The organism is Frateuria sp. GZRe12 (genome assembly GCF_051900535.1).
In the GTDB taxonomy this organism is placed as follows: domain Bacteria; phylum Pseudomonadota; class Gammaproteobacteria; order Xanthomonadales; family Rhodanobacteraceae; genus Frateuria_A.
Genome location: NZ_JBHZGI010000002.1, coordinates 48574 through 63058, shown reverse-complemented (window position 1 = coordinate 63058; position 14485 = coordinate 48574). Strand labels below are relative to the sequence as shown.

Sequence of the window (14485 nt, the reverse complement as noted above, 5' to 3'; positions counted from 1 at the left end):
ACCCAGTTGTGGGCTCCCGCAGCTGATCGGTGCTTCACATGGCGGCGAAGGCGTCGCGGGTGAGGTTTTCCGGCGTGCCGTCGGTGCACACCACGTCGTCCTCGATGCGGATGCCGCCGTAGGGACGGAAGGCGTCGACGCGCGCCCAGTCCACGTCCCTGGCCGCGGGGTTGGCGCGCAGTTCGTCCAGCAGCATGTCGATGAAGTACAGGCCCGGCTCGATGGTCACCACCATCCCGGCTTCGAGCACGCGGGTCATGCGCAGGAAGGGATGGCCCTCCGGCCGCGGGATGCTGCCGCCGCGTTCGTTCTGCTGGAAGCCCGCCACGTCGTGCACCGCCAGCCCGATAGGATGGCCCAGGCCGTGCGGGAAGAATGCCGACGTCACGCCGCTGGCGACCGCCGCCTCGGCTTCCATGCGGATGATGCCGTGCTCGCGCAGCACGTCGGCGACCAGGTGGTGGGCGTGGATGTGCAGTTCGGGGTAGCTCTGCCCTGCGCGCACCTTCGAGGCCAGCTCGCGCTGGGCGACGTCCATGCTTTCGATCAGCGCCTGAAACTCGCTCGCGCCGGTGGCCGCGTAGGTGCGGGTGATGTCGCTGGCGTAGCCGGCGCAGCTGGCGCCCGCGTCGATCAGGAACGAGCGGTGCACGGTCGGCGGCCGGCGGTCGAAATGGGTGTAGTGCAGGACCGCCCCATGCTCGTTCAGGCCCACGATGCTCGAGTAGGGAAGCTCGGCATCGATCTGCCGGGCGGCGGCGAGGTAGGCCATGTGGATGCCGAACTCGCTCTCGCCGCTGCGGAAGGCCGCCTCCGCCGCGCGGTGCGCGCGCGTGCCGATACGGCTGGCTTCGCGCATCAGCGCGAGCTCGTAAGGCGTCTTGTAACTGCGATGCCAGTGCAGGCAGTTCATCACTGGCTCGGGGTTGTTCGCTTCCACGCCTTCGATGGACGGGCAGGCCGGGCCGATGACGGCGTTGCGGCCCTGCTTCGGCAGCGCGGCGACCGCGTCGGCGTCGCTGCGCACCACGTCGATGTCGAAGTGCTCCACCCAGTAGCCGTTCGGGGCGGCCGGCACCACGTGCCAGTAGTCGCGCGGCTGCACGAACACCAGTTTCGGCTTCGTGCCGGGCGCGTAAACGATCCAGCTGCCCGGCGCGTCGGTCAGCGGCAGCCAGTGGCGGAAGTGGGGATTGGAGACGAACGGGAAGTCCTGGTCGTCCAGGAACTTGTTCAGCGGCTTGCCCGCGGCGATCAGCAACCGGTCGAAGCCGCCCAGCGCGAGTGCCTTGTCCGCGCGTTCGCGCAGGGTGGCCAGGTGCTGGGCGTAGAGCGGGGCGAGGTTCTCGGTCATGCGGCGTCCTTCGTCGGGCGGCGGGCGCGAGGCGGTCCCGCCGGTGGGGAGCTGCCCATGATCGCGCGGTGGGCCGCCGAGGGCCACCCGTGGAAGAAAAACCTCAGCCGGGCATGTCGAGCCAGCGCTGGAGCTGCGCCGACTCCTGGTCGCCGATGGCGATGATGCGATAGCCGGCCCAGAACTGCCCGGGGGTGGCCGCTTCCTCGTGCCACTGCTCCTGCACGCCGACCTCGATCGCCGTGATCGCCTCGCCGAGCCCGGGCAACGGCAGGCGCAGCTGGTAGATAGCCTCATTGCGCGGCGCCTCGCTACCGATCAGCAGCATGCCGCTGGCCGACAGGTTGCCGAGCTGGCCCATGCGCCGACCGCTGATCGCATCGATCACCTCGGCGGCGATGTTGACCGGCTTGCGATGGGCGCGGCGGCTTTCCTGCGGATTGGGCGTCACGAACGGGCTCCGGGTATCGGGGTCGCCTGACGCAGGCTGTCGGTCAGCGCGCGCCAGGCACGGTCCAGGTCGCTCTCGTTAACGGCCGGTACCTCGCGAACTTTACCGGCGGCGATCGCCTGGGCGAGATCGGCCAGGCTCGTCTCATCGGCGCGCTGCCCCTGGCGCGTCACGAACAGGCCGCGCGCGGCGCGCGGGGAATACCAAGCCAGCTTGCGGCGGACCCGGCCACCATCGGCCTGGACGAACTCGAACCACTCGCCGGGATGCCGGCTGAGGCGCTGGTGCAGGCGCAACGCCTCGGCCGAGGGCACCGCCGGCGTGGCCGGGGTGGTCGTCTCGGGCGAGTCGCCAGGCACACGCCGCTGTTTGAGGCGCATCGCCAATCCGGTAAGGCCTGGTCCGTCGCCTTCCTGCATGACGGCACCCGCGCCGATCAGTCGTTGGGCAATCTCGGTGGCTTCCTCGCCATGCATGCCGATCTGCTGCAGTCCGGCGATCACTTCCGTCTGCAGGGTTTCCAGGTTGCCGGGCGGCAGCCGGCCCAGCAGCTGGTCGGTGATCACCAGTCGGCGCGCGAAAGTTTCGCTCTGCTCGCCGTGACGCAGCAGCGTCAATGCCAGCACGTCCGACCAGGCATGTTCGAGCAGTGCGCGCAGCGCGGCGCGCGGCGGCGCCTTGGCGAGCAGGCCGGTTAGCAGTTCGGCGGCGCGCTGGCGGGCCTGTTCCAACCGCTCGCGGCCTTGCATCGCCTCGACGTGTCGGCGCTCGGTGACCTGCGCCTTGCGCTGCAGCTGGGCAACCTGGCGTTCCAGTTCGGCCGCCAGCTCGGCATGCAGTGCGGGCGTCGGCGGCTCGCGGTCCAGGCGTTCGAGCAATTGCTCCACCGGAGCGAGCAGGCCGCCGTCGCCCCCTTCCAGCCAGTCGCGGGCAGCTTCGATGAGTTGGTCCAGCAACTGGCGGGCCGGCTGTTCGCGACGCTCGAAAAAGCTCTCGTCGGCCAGGGCAGCGCGCAGCATGGGCAGTTGGGCGCGGTCGAGCAGGCCGTGCGCAAGCGCGGGGGGCGGCAGCTGGCGACGCAGCGTATCGAACAGTCGCGCGATCAACTCCAGTGTGTCGTCGGCGTCCGGGCCGGGCAGGATCGGCACCGCGTCGAGCGGCTGACCGGCATTGAGCTGGTCGACCAGCGCCTCACGCAGGCGTTGGGCGCGCCGGAGCATGTCCGGATCCGCGCGCCGCCGCGACAAGGCGGCAAGCGCGGCATCCAGCTCGCCAGCATTGGCGAAGCGCGCATGATCGGACACCGGGCGCGGGCCGCGTTGGCGGGTGAGCAGTTCACGCAGGCCGGACGGGCGCGCCGGCGCGTCGGGCGTCTCGGGCACCGGGGCGGGAGAGGCCGGCAGGGGGCGTGGCCGGCCGCGTGGTCGCGGCGAACGTGGCAGCGGGAACGGTCGCAGCCGCGGCAGGATGCCGGCGGCGGCCAGATGGTTGTTGACCACCTCGTGCAACGGGGTCAGGCCCTGGATCAGCTTGCCCTCCACCGCCTGCAGCAACAGCAGGTGGTGCTCGGCCGGCAGTCCGAGCGCCGCACTGGAATCGCGGAATGCCTTGGCGATCGCCTGCGGCCCCAGCGGCATGGCATCGCTTTCCAGCGGTGGCGTGCCGATCAACACCGCCAGGCGGTAGCTGAGCTCCACCAGCAGGGGGCCGCCGCGTGCCGCACTGCGGGCGACCAGCTGGTCCAGCGCCGCGGTCATTTCGTGTTCGATCGGGTCGAGCAGGCTCAAGGTCGGGCGCGCGGTCGGCGCGCTTGTTGCGGCGGGCTGCGCGCCCAGCTCCAGCAACGCCCGGTCGATGCAGTCGATGAACCGTTGCTCGAATGCCTGGCGCTCCTGTACCAGGCGCTGGCGGGTCGCCTGGTAGCGCTGCTGTTCGATGTGGCTGCGGGCGTTGGCTGCGTGTTCGTGCAGGGCACGGTCGAAGTCCGCCAGGCACAGCTTCAGCGGTTCGGATAGCCACTCGCGGCAGAGCTCGCGCACGTCGTCGACCAGACGGCGCGTCTTCGCCGGCCAGTGCGCCGGCGGGGCGACTGTGCTCGAACGCGACCGGCCCGGTTGTTCGACATCCATGGGAAGCCTTGCTCTACCACGATGCCTGCGAGTCTATGCCGATGACGCAGGTACGTCACGGTGGCCGGTTCAGGCGCGTTGCAGCCAACGCACCAGCGTCAACGCGTCTTCCGGGGCGATCGCGATGATGCGGTAGCCGACCCACACCTGGCCGGCATTGGCCGCCTGGTGCCATTGCTCCTGGAGGCCGATTTCGATCGCCGCGGGACCTTGCCGTGCATCGGCCAGCGGCAGGCGAACCTGGAACACCGCCTCGCTGCGCGGACGTTCGGGGGCAATCAGCAGGACGCCGCTGGCCGACAGGTTGCACAGGTGGCCCAGCGGCCGCGCGCTGATGGTGTCGGTTACCAGCGGCGAGGCGGCCGCGCGCTTGCGCGGCGCGCGACGCTGCTCGAACGGGATGACCTGGGCGGTCATGCGCGGGCGGTCGGGCGCTGCAGACTGCCGGTGAGGGCGCGCCAGGCGCGGTCGAACAGCCCGTCGCGCGGCGTTACCTGTTCACGCACCCGGCCGCTGGCGATGGCCGCGGCCAGCTCGCGAAGGTTCATCTCGGTCGCGCGCTGGCCACGCCGGTTGACGAACAGGGTGTTGCCCGAAAGGGGCGAGAACCAGGCCAGTTTGCGCCGCTCGACGGCGCCGGTCTGCGGGTCGATGAATTCGAACCAGCTGCCGAAGGGCAGTTGCCGCAGGCGGTTGTGGATGCGCGCTTCCTGCGGGCCGAGCGGGGCCTCGGACGTTTGCGGGGCGGTCGGACGCGGTTCCTGTCCACGCTGTTCGCCCAGCCGCTGGCGTTGCTTCAGGCGCAGGGCCAGATCGGTCGCGCTGGGCGGCTCGGCGGCCAGCGCATAAGCGGCCAGCGCGGGCATGTCCGCGACGGCCGAAGCCCCCGCAGGGACAGTGTTGCCGGCCGCTTCGAGCGACTTGCCGGGAGCGGCCTCGCCGCCGATCAGCCGTTGTGCCACCTGCTCGGCTTCCTCGGCCTGCATGCCGATCTGTTGAAGGTGGTCTTCCACCGCCAGGCGCAGCCCAAGCGAGTCGTCCACCGGCAGGCGGCCGAGCAGCTGGTCGGTCAGGCGCAGCCGTTCGTTGAAGGCGTCGCTGTCCTCGCCGTGGCGCAGCAGCGCCAGCGCCAGCACATCGGACCAGGCGCGGTCGAGCAGGGCACGCAGCAGGCCGCGCGGCGTCGTTTCGGCAAAGCGTGCCGCCAGCACTTCGGTAGCGCGCTCGCGCGCCTGGTGCAGGCGCTCGCGGCCCTGCATGGCCTCGACCTGGCGTCGTTCGGTGACCTGCGCCTTGCGGCTGAGCTGGGCCAGGTGGTGGCGGATGTCGGCCAGCAGACTGGTGTACAGCCCGGCGCTGGGCGCTTCGCGCTGTGCGCGTGCCACCAGCCGGCTGAGTTGCGTGGCGAGGTCGGGGTCGATGTCCTTGCCGTCGCCCCAGTCGTTGGTCGCTTCGGCCAGGGTGCCGAGCAGGTGGCGGGCAGGGTGCTCGGCTTGTTCGAAGAAGCCGCGATCACTCATCGCCACGCGCAGGATCGGTACCTGCAGGTCACCCAGCAGGGTGGTCGCGCCTGGGCCGGGATGAAGCTGCTGGCCAAGCTGCTCGAACAGCCGCGCGACCAGTTCCACCGTGTCGTCCTGCTCGGGACTCAGGGCGGTGCGGGGGGTGCCGGCGGGCTTGCCCGCATTGAGATGGGCCAGCAATTCCTCGCGCAGGCGCTGTGCGCTGCGCAGTTCGCGACTGGCGCGGTCGGTCACCTGGGCCAGGTGCTGCTGCAGGGCGCCGAGGGCCACCTCAAGCTCGGCCGAACTGGCGGCGTGGCCGGTGGCCACCTTTGCCTCGCCGGCGCGCTGGCGCGACAGCAGGTCGCGCAGGTTCTCCAGCACGGCGATCGGTTCGTGGCTGGCGACCGGCGCGGACTTGGCGGGCTCGCCCGTGGATGCGGGTGCCTTCATCGAGGGCGGTGCCGGTGGCGCGTTGGCCGGTCGCGCACCGGCGAAGGCGCGCAGGTGGGGCAGGATGCCGTCCGTCACCAGGTGCGCGTTGGCGGCTTCATAGAGCGCCGGGAGGATTGGCGCCAGCTTGCGCTCCAATGCCTGTACCAGCAGGACCTGGTGGTCCGCCGGCAGGTCCAGCGCCGGGATGGCATGGCGCACGGCGGCCGACAGGCTTGGCGGCGAGGTGGGCAGCGCCTCGCCTTCCAGCGGCGGGGCGCCGACCAGCACCGCCATGCGATAGGAGAGTTCGGCCAGCACCGGCCCGGTGTGGGCTTCGCCGCGGGAAATCAGTTGTTCCAGTGCGGCATTGAGTTCGTGTTCCTCGCGTCCGAGCAAGCTCAGCGAGGCCACGGGCGCGGGAGTATCGCCGCCTTCGTTTGCTTCGCCAAGACGGGCGAAGCTGCCGGCGACATGCTCGGCCACCCGCCGAAGGAACGCCGAACGATTGCAGCGGAGCATCGCCCGGCTGTCGAAGCAGCGCTGCTGTTCGAGATGGCCGCGCGAGCGCTCGGCCTGCTGGTAGAGACCCTCGTCGAGCGCGTCGAGCGCATCGACCAGCGCGGGTTCCAGCCGCCTGGCGCAGAGCCCATGCAGATCCGCAACCAGGCGCTGGACGCGCATGGGCTTCTGCTGCAGGGTGGCCGGGCCGTCCAATCCGGGCATGGCCGCTGGGTGCTGCCTTTGCTCGACATCCATGACGCAGTTCTCGGATTTTTGACGTTCGGCAGTGTATGCGCCCGCGGTCCGGTCCGCCATAGGCCGGGCTTCACCCGCGAATCAGGCCAGGAAAAGCTCGATCAGGTCGTTCAGGAAGCGCTGGCCGAGCAGGGAGGGCTGCAGCCGTCCCGGCGTGTCCTGCAGCCAGCCGCGGGCTTGGGCTTGGGCCAGGGCGGGGGCGATGCGATCCGCGGGCAGCCCGGTCCGCTGGGTGAATGCTTCCCGCGGCACGCCCTGGTAAAGGCGCAGGGCGTTGAGCATGTATTCGAACGGCAGCTCGGCCGGCGCGACCGGGCCGCTTCCGCCGATGCGCGCGGGGCCGCCTGCGGCGCCCAGATAGGTGCGCGGATGGCGGCTCTTCCAGCGGCGTGTGACGGCGGTGGCGTCGGTGATCTTGCCGTGCGCGCCGGCGCCGATGCCGAGGTAGTCGCCGAACTCCCAGTAGTTGAGGTTATGCCGGCAGCGGCGGTCCCGCCGCGCGTAGGCGGACACCTCGTACTGACCATAACCGGCCTCGGCCAGGCGTACTTCGCAGGCCTCCTGCATGGCCCAGGCCGAATCGTCGTCGGGCAGCGGCGGCGGGCTGGCGGCGAAGGCCGTGTTCGGTTCGAGGGTCAGCTGATAGTGCGATACGTGTGTCGGCGCCAGCGCGATCGCGCGCTCCACGTCGGCCAGCGCGCCTTCCAGCGACTGCTGCGGCAGGGCGTACATCAGGTCCAGGTTGAGGTTGGCGTAGCCGGCGTCCTGCGCCGACTTCACCGCCGCCTCGGCCTCGTTGGCCGAATGAATGCGGCCCAGCCGCTTCAGCTTGTCGTCGTCGAAGCTCTGGATGCCGAAGGAAAGCCGGTTGACGCCCGCGGCCAGGTAGCCGTCGAAGCGGCCGTGTTCGACCGTGCCGGGATTGGTCTCCAGCGTGATCTCGCAGTCCTCCACGAACGGCAACCGCGAGCGCGCACCGTCCAGGAAACGGCCGATGTGATCCGGGGCGAACAGACTGGGCGTGCCACCGCCGAAGAACACGCTGACGATCGGGCGGCCCTCGACGGCGGCGCCGAAATCGGCCAGATCCGCGTCCAGGTCGGCCAGCAGCGTGTCGACATAAGCCGCGTACGGCGGCGGTTCGCCGCGCGCGCCGTGCGAGTTGAAGTCGCAGTACGGGCACTTCTTCACGCACCAGGGCATGTGCACGTACAGCGACAGCGGGGGCGCGACCAGTGGCATGGCTAGGGCTGCGCGCCGAGCTGTGCGTGCAGCCTGGCCAGCGCCTGGCCGCGATGGCTCAGGCGGTTCTTGAGCATCGGATCGAGCTCGGCTGCTGACAGCGACTGGCCGTCCGGCAGGAACAGCGGGTCGTAGCCGAAGCCGCGGTCACCACGCTCAGCCTCCAGGATGCGGCCGTGCCAGCGGCCCTCGGCGATCAGCGGGGCCGGGTCGTCGGCGTGGCGCAGCAGCACCAGCACGCAGATGAAGAAGGCGCCGCGCCGCTCGGTCGGCACGCCTTCGAGCGCGTGCAACAGCTTGGCGCGGTTGGCGGCGGCGTCGCCATGGCTGCCGGCATAGCGGGCCGAGTACAGGCCGGGGGCGCCGTCCAGGTGTTCCACGCACAGGCCGGAGTCATCGGCCAGTGCTGGCAGCCGGGCGATGCGGGCGGCATGGCGCGCCTTCAACAGCGCGTTTTCGACGAAGGTGGTGCCGGTTTCCTCGATGTCGAGCACGCCCAGGCTGCCCTGCGTGACCACCTCGAAACCGCTGCCGGCGAGCAAGCCCTCGAACTCGGCGAGCTTGCCGCGGTTGCCGCTGGCGAGCACCAGGCGCCGCACGGATCAGCCCTCCGCCAGCGCCGCGCGCTGTGCCGCGACCAGTTCGGCAATGCCCTTCTCGGCCAGCGCCAGCATCGCGTCCATCTCGTCGCGGCGGAACGCGTGGCCCTCTGCAGTGCCTTGCACTTCGATGAAGCCGCCACCGTCGTTCATCACCACGTTCATGTCGGTATCGCAAGCTGAATCCTCGGCGTAGTCGAGATCCAGCACCGGCACGCCCTGGTAAACGCCGACCGATACCGCGGCGACCGCGCCGATGATCGGGCTGCGCTTGAGGTTCTCGCGTCGCATCAGGAAATTGACCGCGTCGACCAGTGCGACGTAGGCGCCCGTGATCGCCGCGGTGCGCGTGCCACCGTCGGCCTGGATCACGTCGCAGTCGAGCGTGATGACGCGCTCGCCCAAAGCCTGCCGGTTGACGCAGGCACGCAGCGAGCGGCCGATCAATCGCTGGATTTCCAGCGTGCGTCCGCCCTGCGCACCGCGCGCCGCCTCGCGCTGGGTGCGCGTGCCAGTGGCGCGCGGCAGCATGCCGTACTCGGCGGTGACCCAGCCCTCGCCCTTGCCGCGCAGCCACGGCGGCACGCGGTCCTCGATGCTGGCGGTGCATAGCACGCGGGTGTCACCGAAGCTCACCAGCACCGAGCCCTCGGCGTGGCGGGTGTAGTGGCGTTGCAGGGTCACCGGACGCAGCTGGTCGCTGGCGCGGCCGCTCGGGCGGGTCATGGTCATGCGAGGGGCCTGGATTGGGCAAGGCGGGAGGCGAGAGTTTACCATTGCCGCTTTCCACCGACCGCAAGGGCTCGACGCATGATCCGCAGCATGACGGCCTACGCCAGCGCCGAAACCCAGGGCCCCGCAGGCACGCTCAGCTGCGAGCTGCGCACCGTCAATCATCGCTACCTGGAGCTCAGCCCGCGCCTGCCCGAGGAGCTGCGCAGCTTCGAGTCGGCACTGCGCGAGCGCGTGGCCGGGCGGCTGTCGCGCGGCAAGGTCGACCTGACCGTTCGCCTGCGCGGCAACGAGGCGCGCGGCGAGTCGCTGGAAGTCGATGAGGTGACGCTCGGCCGCCTGGCGACACTGAACCGGGAATTGGCCGGGCGCTTTCCAGGCATGCAGGTGCAGCTGACCGAGCTGTTGCGCTTCCCCGGCGTGCTGCGTCAGGCCGAGGCCGATCCCGAGGCCCAGCAGGCGGCACTGTTCGAGGTACTCGACCGCGCGCTCGACGCGCTCAGCGCCACCCGCGAGCGCGAGGGTGCCCAACTGGAAGCGATCCTGCGCGACAAGCTCGACGCGATCGAACGCATCGTCGGCCAGGTGCGAGAGTGGATGCCGGAAATCCGCACCGCCCTGCGCGGGCGCCTGGAGGCGCGGCTGGCCGATCTCAAGCAGCCTGCGGATCCCGGCCGGCTGGAGCAGGAGCTGGTGATGCAGGTCACCCGCAGCGACGTCGACGAGGAGCTCGACCGCCTGGCCACCCACGTGGTCGAGACCCGCCGCGTGCTGGGCCTGAAGGAACCGGTCGGGCGCCGGCTGGACTTCCTGATGCAGGAATTCAATCGGGAGGCCAACACGCTCGGTTCCAAGTCGGTCGACGCGCGTTCGACCAACGCCGCGGTGGAACTGAAGGTGCTGATCGAGCAGATGCGCGAGCAGGTGCAGAACATCGAATGAGCGCGCCCATGGCCGGCACACTGTTCATCGTCGCCGCGCCGTCGGGTGCGGGGAAATCCACGCTCGTCAACGCGCTGCTGGAGCGCGAACCGTCGATCTCGCTGTCGATCTCGCATACCACGCGGCCGCCGCGGGTGGGCGAGGAATACGGGCGCCACTATTACTTCGTCGAGCGCGGCGAGTTCGAGCGGCAGATCGCCGCCGGCACCTTCCTCGAGCACGCCGAGGTGCACGGCAATTTCTACGGCACCTCGGTCGCGACGGTGCAAGCGCTGCTGGACCGGGGTCGCGACGTGCTGCTGGAGATCGACTGGCAGGGCGCCGCGCAGATCCGTCGCGCCAAGCCCGACTGCGTGAGCGTGTTCATCCTGCCGCCCTCGCGCGCCGAGCTGGAGCGGCGGCTGCGCGGGCGCGGCTCGGATGCGCCGGAGGTGATCGAGCGGCGCCTGCACAACTCGCGCGAGGAGATCGCCCACGCCCACGAGTTCGATTACATCGTGGTCAACGACGGGTTCGACGAGGCGTTGGGTGACCTGCAGGCGATCGTGCGGGCGGTGCGGCATCGTGGTGAGTTGCAGTGGAAGCGGCACGAGGCGTTGATCGCCGAGCTGCTGGCCTGAAAGCTTCTTTCTCCCGGGAGCGGGATTGGCCGCGAGGATCGGGCGGAGCGGAAATCACCGAGCTCGCATGAACGGTCTCCCACCCAAGCCCGACCGCTTGCCCTGTGCCCTCTCGCCGGAAGGGAGAGGGTGCAGGGTGCGCGGCTTGGCCTGCATTCGACGCTCGGCTACCTTAGTCCGCTTATGACCGCCCCCGCCGCCCTTCCCGAACCGCTGGTGCGCATCCGTGGCCTGACCACGGTGCTCAACGGAAAGACCATCTTCGATGCGCTGGACATGGACATCCCGCGCGGCAAGGTGACGGCCATCATGGGCCCCAGCGGCACCGGCAAGACCACGCTGCTCAAGCACATCACCGGGCAGATGCGCGGCGACGGCGGCCAGGTGCTGGTCGATGGCCAGAACGTGCCTGGGCTTTCGCGCGAGAAGCTGTTCGGCCTGCGCGAGAAGATCGGCTACCTGTTCCAGAACTCGGCGCTGCTGACCGACTTCGACGTGTTCGAGAACGTCGCCTTCCCGCTGCGCCAGCACACGAAACTGCCGGAAGTGCTGATCCGCAACATCGTGCTGACCAAGTTGCAGGCGGTGGGCCTGCGTGGCGCGGCCGGCCTGATGCCGGCCGAGCTCTCCGGCGGCATGGCGCGGCGCGTGGCACTGGCGCGGGCGATCGTGTTCGATCCGATGCTGATCCTCTACGACGAGCCGTTCGTCGGCCTGGACCCGATCGCGCTCAGCCAGGTGCTCAAGCTGATCCGCACGCTCAACGAAACGCTCGGTATCACCAGCGTGCTGGTGGCGCACGAGCTGGACGCGATCAAGCAGGTGGCCGACCTGGTCTATCTGATTGCCAACGGCAAGGTGGTGGCGCAGGGCGACCCGAAGACCATCGCCGGCGACGGCTCGCCCTGGACGCGCCAGTTCTTCGGCGGCGACATCGACGGCCCGGTGCCGTTCCAGTACCCCGCCGGCGACTACGCGCAGGCGCTGGGCCTGGCCGGAGGGAAGGCATGAGTGCGCAGCCGCAACGTAACGTGATCCTCAACGCGCTGGCGCAGATCGGCGAAGCCGGGCTGTTCCTGCTTACCTTGCTGGCGGCGGTGCCGCGCAGCATGAAGTACGCGCGCGAGACGGTGCGCCAGCTGTGGTTCGTCGGCGCGATGAGCCTGACGATCATCATGGTCTGCGGCCTGTTCGTCGGCATGGTGCTTGGCCTGCAGCTCTACTACGTGCTGTCGATCTTCGGTGGCACGGCGGCCAGCGGCACGGTGGTGGCGATCGCGATCTACCGCGAGCTCGGGCCAGTGGTCACCGCGTTGCTGTTCGCCGGTCGCGCCGGCACCTCCATCACGGCCGAGATCGGCCTGATGCGCGCGACCGACCAGCTCGCCGCGATGGAGATGATGGCGGTCGACCCGATCGCGTACGTCGCCGTGCCGCGTTACCTCGCCGGCCTGATCGCGATGCCGCTGTTGTGCGCCGTGTTCTGTGCATTGGGCATCTTCGGCGGCCACCTGGTCGGGGTGACCTGGCTGGGCATAGACAACGGTACGTTCTGGTCGAACATGACCGCCACCGTCGACGTCTGGAAGGACGTGGTCAACGGCATCCTGGTCAAGAGCCTTGCCTTCGGCGCCGTGGTCTCGCTCATTGCCGTCTACCAGGGCTACACCACGCCGCCGACCAGCGAGGGCGTGGCCTACGCCACTACCCGCACCGTGGTTGCCTCGTCCATCGCGATCCTGGCGCTGGACTTCGTGCTGACCGCCTTTTTGATGTGATTCCCCTGAGGACCTGAGCCGTGAGCCAGAGACATTCCTACGCCGTGGGCACCGGCCTGTTCATCGTGCTCGGCTTCGCCGCGCTGGCCTACCTGGCGACACAGACCACCTCGGTGGCCAACACGCACCAGGGCGCGAGCTACAGGGTCGAGGCGCACTTCGCCAATATCGGGCAGCTCAAGGAGCGCGCTCCGGTGAAGATCGCCGGCGTGCGCGTGGGCCAGGTGAGCTCGATCGTGCTCGATCCGAAGCAGGAAGCCGCGGACGTGACGCTGTCCATCGATCAGGCGTACAGCCACATTCCCGACGACTCGATCGCCACGATCTTCACCAGCGGCCTGCTCGGCGACCAGTACGTGGGCATCCAGTACGGCAGCTCGAAGAAGGATCTGGCCGACGGTGGCACGCTGGCACGTACCAAACCCGCGCAGCAGCTTGAGGAGATGCTCGGCAAGTTCTTCGGCGCCGGCGGCGTGGCCGACAACCTGGGCGGGAGCTACACGGTGAAGGCACGCTTCAGCAACGTCGGCGCGCTCTCGGTTGGCGCCCCGGTGAAGATGGCTGGCGTGGCGATCGGCAGCGTGGCCGCGGTGCGCGCCGACCCGGTCAGGCTGGACGCCGAAGTGGAGCTGTCGATCGACAAGAAATACGACCAGATTCCCGACGATTCGGCCGCGGCAGTGTTCACCAGCGGTTTGATCGGCACCCAGTACGTTGCGATCCAGCCCGGCGGCTCGCCGGAGTTCCTCAAGAGCGGCGACGAAATGGTGCTGACCCAGTCGGCGATGCAGCTGGAAGACCTGATCGGCAAATTCCTGGTCAACGGCTCGCCCGCCGAGAAGAAGGACGCCGCCAACGAATCCCCCGCCGGCAAGCAATGAGCCGGTATCCCACAAGGAGTTTCCCCATGTTGCGCACTCTGGCTTTCGCCATGGTCATCGCGTTCGGCACCGTGGCGGCCTCGCCCGTGCTCGCCCAGGACGCGGCCGCACAGGCGCCCGCCTCCCAGCAGAACCCCGAGCAGGTGGTGCAGGAGATCGCCCACCAGCTGGACACCACCATCGCCGGCCATCGTGACGAGCTGAAGAACGACAAGGAAAAGTTGATCTCGGTGATCGACGACGTCTTCCTGCCGCACTTCGACATCGACTACGCCTCGATCCTGGTGCTCGGCCGCCATGCCCGCGAGGCGACGCCCGAGCAGCGCGAGCGCTTCGCCAAGGCGTTCTACAACTCGATCACCCACCGTTACGCCGAAGGCCTGCTCAACTACACCAAGGGCGCGGTGCAGGTGTTGCCGTTCAATGGCGACCTCAATGACAAGCGCACCGTGGTGCGCACCCAGGTGGTGCTGGATGACGGCAAGAAGCTTTCGGTCGACTACGCCTTCCGCAAGAGCAAGGAAGGCGACTGGAAAGCCTATGACGTGATCATCGAAGGCATCTCCTACGTCACCAACTACCGCAACCAGGTCGACGCGGAGATCCGCAAGGTCGGTATAGAGAAGCTGATCGCCAACCTCGAGAACCAGGGCGAGAAGGCGCTGGAATCGATGGACAAGGACAGCAAGGCTCCGTGAGCGTGCCCGCCTTCCAGCTCCATCGCGAGACGCCAGGCACGCTCGGCGTCAGCGGCGTGCTGAGCTTCGACACCGCCGCCGCGGCGCTGCAGGCGATCGGCGCGGCGCTGACGGCTGCGCCGGTGACCAGGCTGGATCTGGGCGGCATCGAGCGTGCCGACAGCGCTGGCCTGGCTTGCGTGCTGGCGGCGCAGGCCCAGGCCCGGCAGCTCGGCCGCGAACTGGTCGTGGAGAACATGCCGGAGGGCATGCGCGCGCTGGCACGGGTGTGCGAAGTGGACACACTGGTCGGCTGAGCAGGGCGACGCAGGGACAGGAAAAAGGGGCCGCCAGGCCCTTTTTTTTATCGTAGATCGGGCTTCAGCC

15 protein-coding genes are annotated in these 14485 nt (G+C 69.4%); 7 read left to right on the top strand and 8 right to left on the bottom strand.

The genetic code is table 11. The annotated features are described in order from the left end of the window. Positions 1-34 precede the first annotated feature (34 nt). The 8 genes from pepQ to rph all read right to left on the bottom strand — a co-directional run bounded on the left by pepQ (position 35) and on the right by rph (position 9200). Complete coding sequence (gene pepQ / locus ACFWZ4_RS06065; protein WP_439703839.1) at positions 35-1354, bottom strand: Xaa-Pro dipeptidase; 1320 nt, start codon at positions 1352-1354, stop codon at positions 35-37. A gap of 103 nt (positions 1355-1457) precedes the next feature. Beyond that, on the bottom strand, positions 1458-1805 hold the full coding sequence (locus ACFWZ4_RS06060; protein WP_439703838.1) for a PilZ domain-containing protein: 348 nt from the start codon (positions 1803-1805) through the stop codon (positions 1458-1460). Next, complete coding sequence (locus ACFWZ4_RS06055) at positions 1802-3934, bottom strand: DUF1631 family protein (protein WP_439703837.1); 2133 nt, start codon at positions 3932-3934, stop codon at positions 1802-1804. Before ACFWZ4_RS06055 ends, ACFWZ4_RS06060 begins: the two co-directional genes overlap by 4 nt. 69 nt (positions 3935-4003) lie before the next feature. Beyond that, entirely contained in the window at positions 4004-4351 is a 348-nt protein-coding gene (locus tag ACFWZ4_RS06050) for a PilZ domain-containing protein (RefSeq protein WP_439703836.1), read from the bottom strand. Then, positions 4348-6594 (bottom strand): DUF1631 family protein, encoded by a 2247-nt coding sequence (locus ACFWZ4_RS06045; protein WP_439703835.1) that lies wholly within the window; start codon positions 6592-6594, stop codon positions 4348-4350. The genes ACFWZ4_RS06050 and ACFWZ4_RS06045 overlap by 4 nt, the downstream gene beginning before the upstream one ends. A 114-nt stretch (positions 6595-6708) precedes the next feature. Further along, positions 6709-7869, bottom strand: coding sequence for a radical SAM family heme chaperone HemW (gene hemW / locus ACFWZ4_RS06040; protein ID WP_439703834.1), 1161 nt, complete (start codon positions 7867-7869; stop codon positions 6709-6711). Between the two features lie 2 nt (positions 7870-7871). Continuing rightward, a complete protein-coding gene (rdgB, locus tag ACFWZ4_RS06035; RefSeq protein WP_439703833.1) occupies positions 7872-8468 on the bottom strand; it encodes an RdgB/HAM1 family non-canonical purine NTP pyrophosphatase in 597 nt (198 codons plus the stop codon). A gap of 3 nt (positions 8469-8471) precedes the next feature. Continuing rightward, positions 8472-9200: a ribonuclease PH gene (gene rph, locus ACFWZ4_RS06030; RefSeq protein WP_439703832.1), complete on the bottom strand. Its 729-nt coding sequence runs from the start codon at positions 9198-9200 to the stop codon at positions 8472-8474. Positions 9201-9278: 78 nt separating this feature from the next. Between rph and ACFWZ4_RS06025 the strand changes: the two genes are divergently transcribed. The 7 genes from ACFWZ4_RS06025 to ACFWZ4_RS05995 all read left to right on the top strand — a co-directional run bounded on the left by ACFWZ4_RS06025 (position 9279) and on the right by ACFWZ4_RS05995 (position 14415). Continuing rightward, positions 9279-10142, top strand: a complete 864-nt coding sequence (locus ACFWZ4_RS06025) for a YicC/YloC family endoribonuclease (RefSeq protein ID WP_439703831.1) — start codon at positions 9279-9281, stop codon at positions 10140-10142. Next, on the top strand, positions 10139-10762 hold the full coding sequence (gene gmk, locus ACFWZ4_RS06020) for a guanylate kinase (protein ID WP_439703830.1): 624 nt from the start codon (positions 10139-10141) through the stop codon (positions 10760-10762). Before ACFWZ4_RS06025 ends, gmk begins: the two co-directional genes overlap by 4 nt. A 183-nt stretch (positions 10763-10945) precedes the next feature. Then, complete coding sequence (locus ACFWZ4_RS06015) at positions 10946-11773, top strand: ABC transporter ATP-binding protein (protein ID WP_439703829.1); 828 nt, start codon at positions 10946-10948, stop codon at positions 11771-11773. Next, complete coding sequence (gene mlaE, locus ACFWZ4_RS06010; RefSeq protein ID WP_439703828.1) at positions 11770-12540, top strand: lipid asymmetry maintenance ABC transporter permease subunit MlaE; 771 nt, start codon at positions 11770-11772, stop codon at positions 12538-12540. Before ACFWZ4_RS06015 ends, mlaE begins: the two co-directional genes overlap by 4 nt. A 20-nt stretch (positions 12541-12560) precedes the next feature. Further along, positions 12561-13421: an outer membrane lipid asymmetry maintenance protein MlaD gene (gene mlaD / locus ACFWZ4_RS06005; RefSeq protein WP_439703827.1), complete on the top strand. Its 861-nt coding sequence runs from the start codon at positions 12561-12563 to the stop codon at positions 13419-13421. A gap of 26 nt (positions 13422-13447) precedes the next feature. Further along, a complete protein-coding gene (locus tag ACFWZ4_RS06000) occupies positions 13448-14119 on the top strand; it encodes an MlaC/ttg2D family ABC transporter substrate-binding protein (RefSeq protein WP_439703826.1) in 672 nt (223 codons plus the stop codon). Further along, on the top strand, positions 14116-14415 hold the full coding sequence (locus tag ACFWZ4_RS05995; protein WP_439703825.1) for an STAS domain-containing protein: 300 nt from the start codon (positions 14116-14118) through the stop codon (positions 14413-14415). Before ACFWZ4_RS06000 ends, ACFWZ4_RS05995 begins: the two co-directional genes overlap by 4 nt. The last annotated feature ends 70 nt before the right edge of the window (positions 14416-14485 follow it).

Coding starts and splice junctions, on each gene's coding strand:
- ACFWZ4_RS06050 (WP_439703836.1), bottom strand. CDS start 4,351: ATGACCGCCCAGGTCATCCCGTTCGAGCAGCGTCGCGCGCCGCGCAAG.
- hemW (WP_439703834.1), bottom strand. CDS start 7,869: ATGCCACTGGTCGCGCCCCCGCTGTCGCTGTACGTGCACATGCCCTGG.
- pepQ (WP_439703839.1), bottom strand. CDS start 1,354: ATGACCGAGAACCTCGCCCCGCTCTACGCCCAGCACCTGGCCACCCTG.
- ACFWZ4_RS06045 (WP_439703835.1), bottom strand. CDS start 6,594: ATGCCCGGATTGGACGGCCCGGCCACCCTGCAGCAGAAGCCCATGCGC.
- ACFWZ4_RS06025 (WP_439703831.1), top strand. CDS start 9,279: ATGATCCGCAGCATGACGGCCTACGCCAGCGCCGAAACCCAGGGCCCC.
- ACFWZ4_RS06015 (WP_439703829.1), top strand. CDS start 10,946: ATGACCGCCCCCGCCGCCCTTCCCGAACCGCTGGTGCGCATCCGTGGC.
- mlaE (WP_439703828.1), top strand. CDS start 11,770: ATGAGTGCGCAGCCGCAACGTAACGTGATCCTCAACGCGCTGGCGCAG.
- ACFWZ4_RS06055 (WP_439703837.1), bottom strand. CDS start 3,934: ATGGATGTCGAACAACCGGGCCGGTCGCGTTCGAGCACAGTCGCCCCG.
- ACFWZ4_RS06000 (WP_439703826.1), top strand. CDS start 13,448: ATGTTGCGCACTCTGGCTTTCGCCATGGTCATCGCGTTCGGCACCGTG.
- gmk (WP_439703830.1), top strand. CDS start 10,139: ATGAGCGCGCCCATGGCCGGCACACTGTTCATCGTCGCCGCGCCGTCG.
- rph (WP_439703832.1), bottom strand. CDS start 9,200: ATGACCATGACCCGCCCGAGCGGCCGCGCCAGCGACCAGCTGCGTCCG.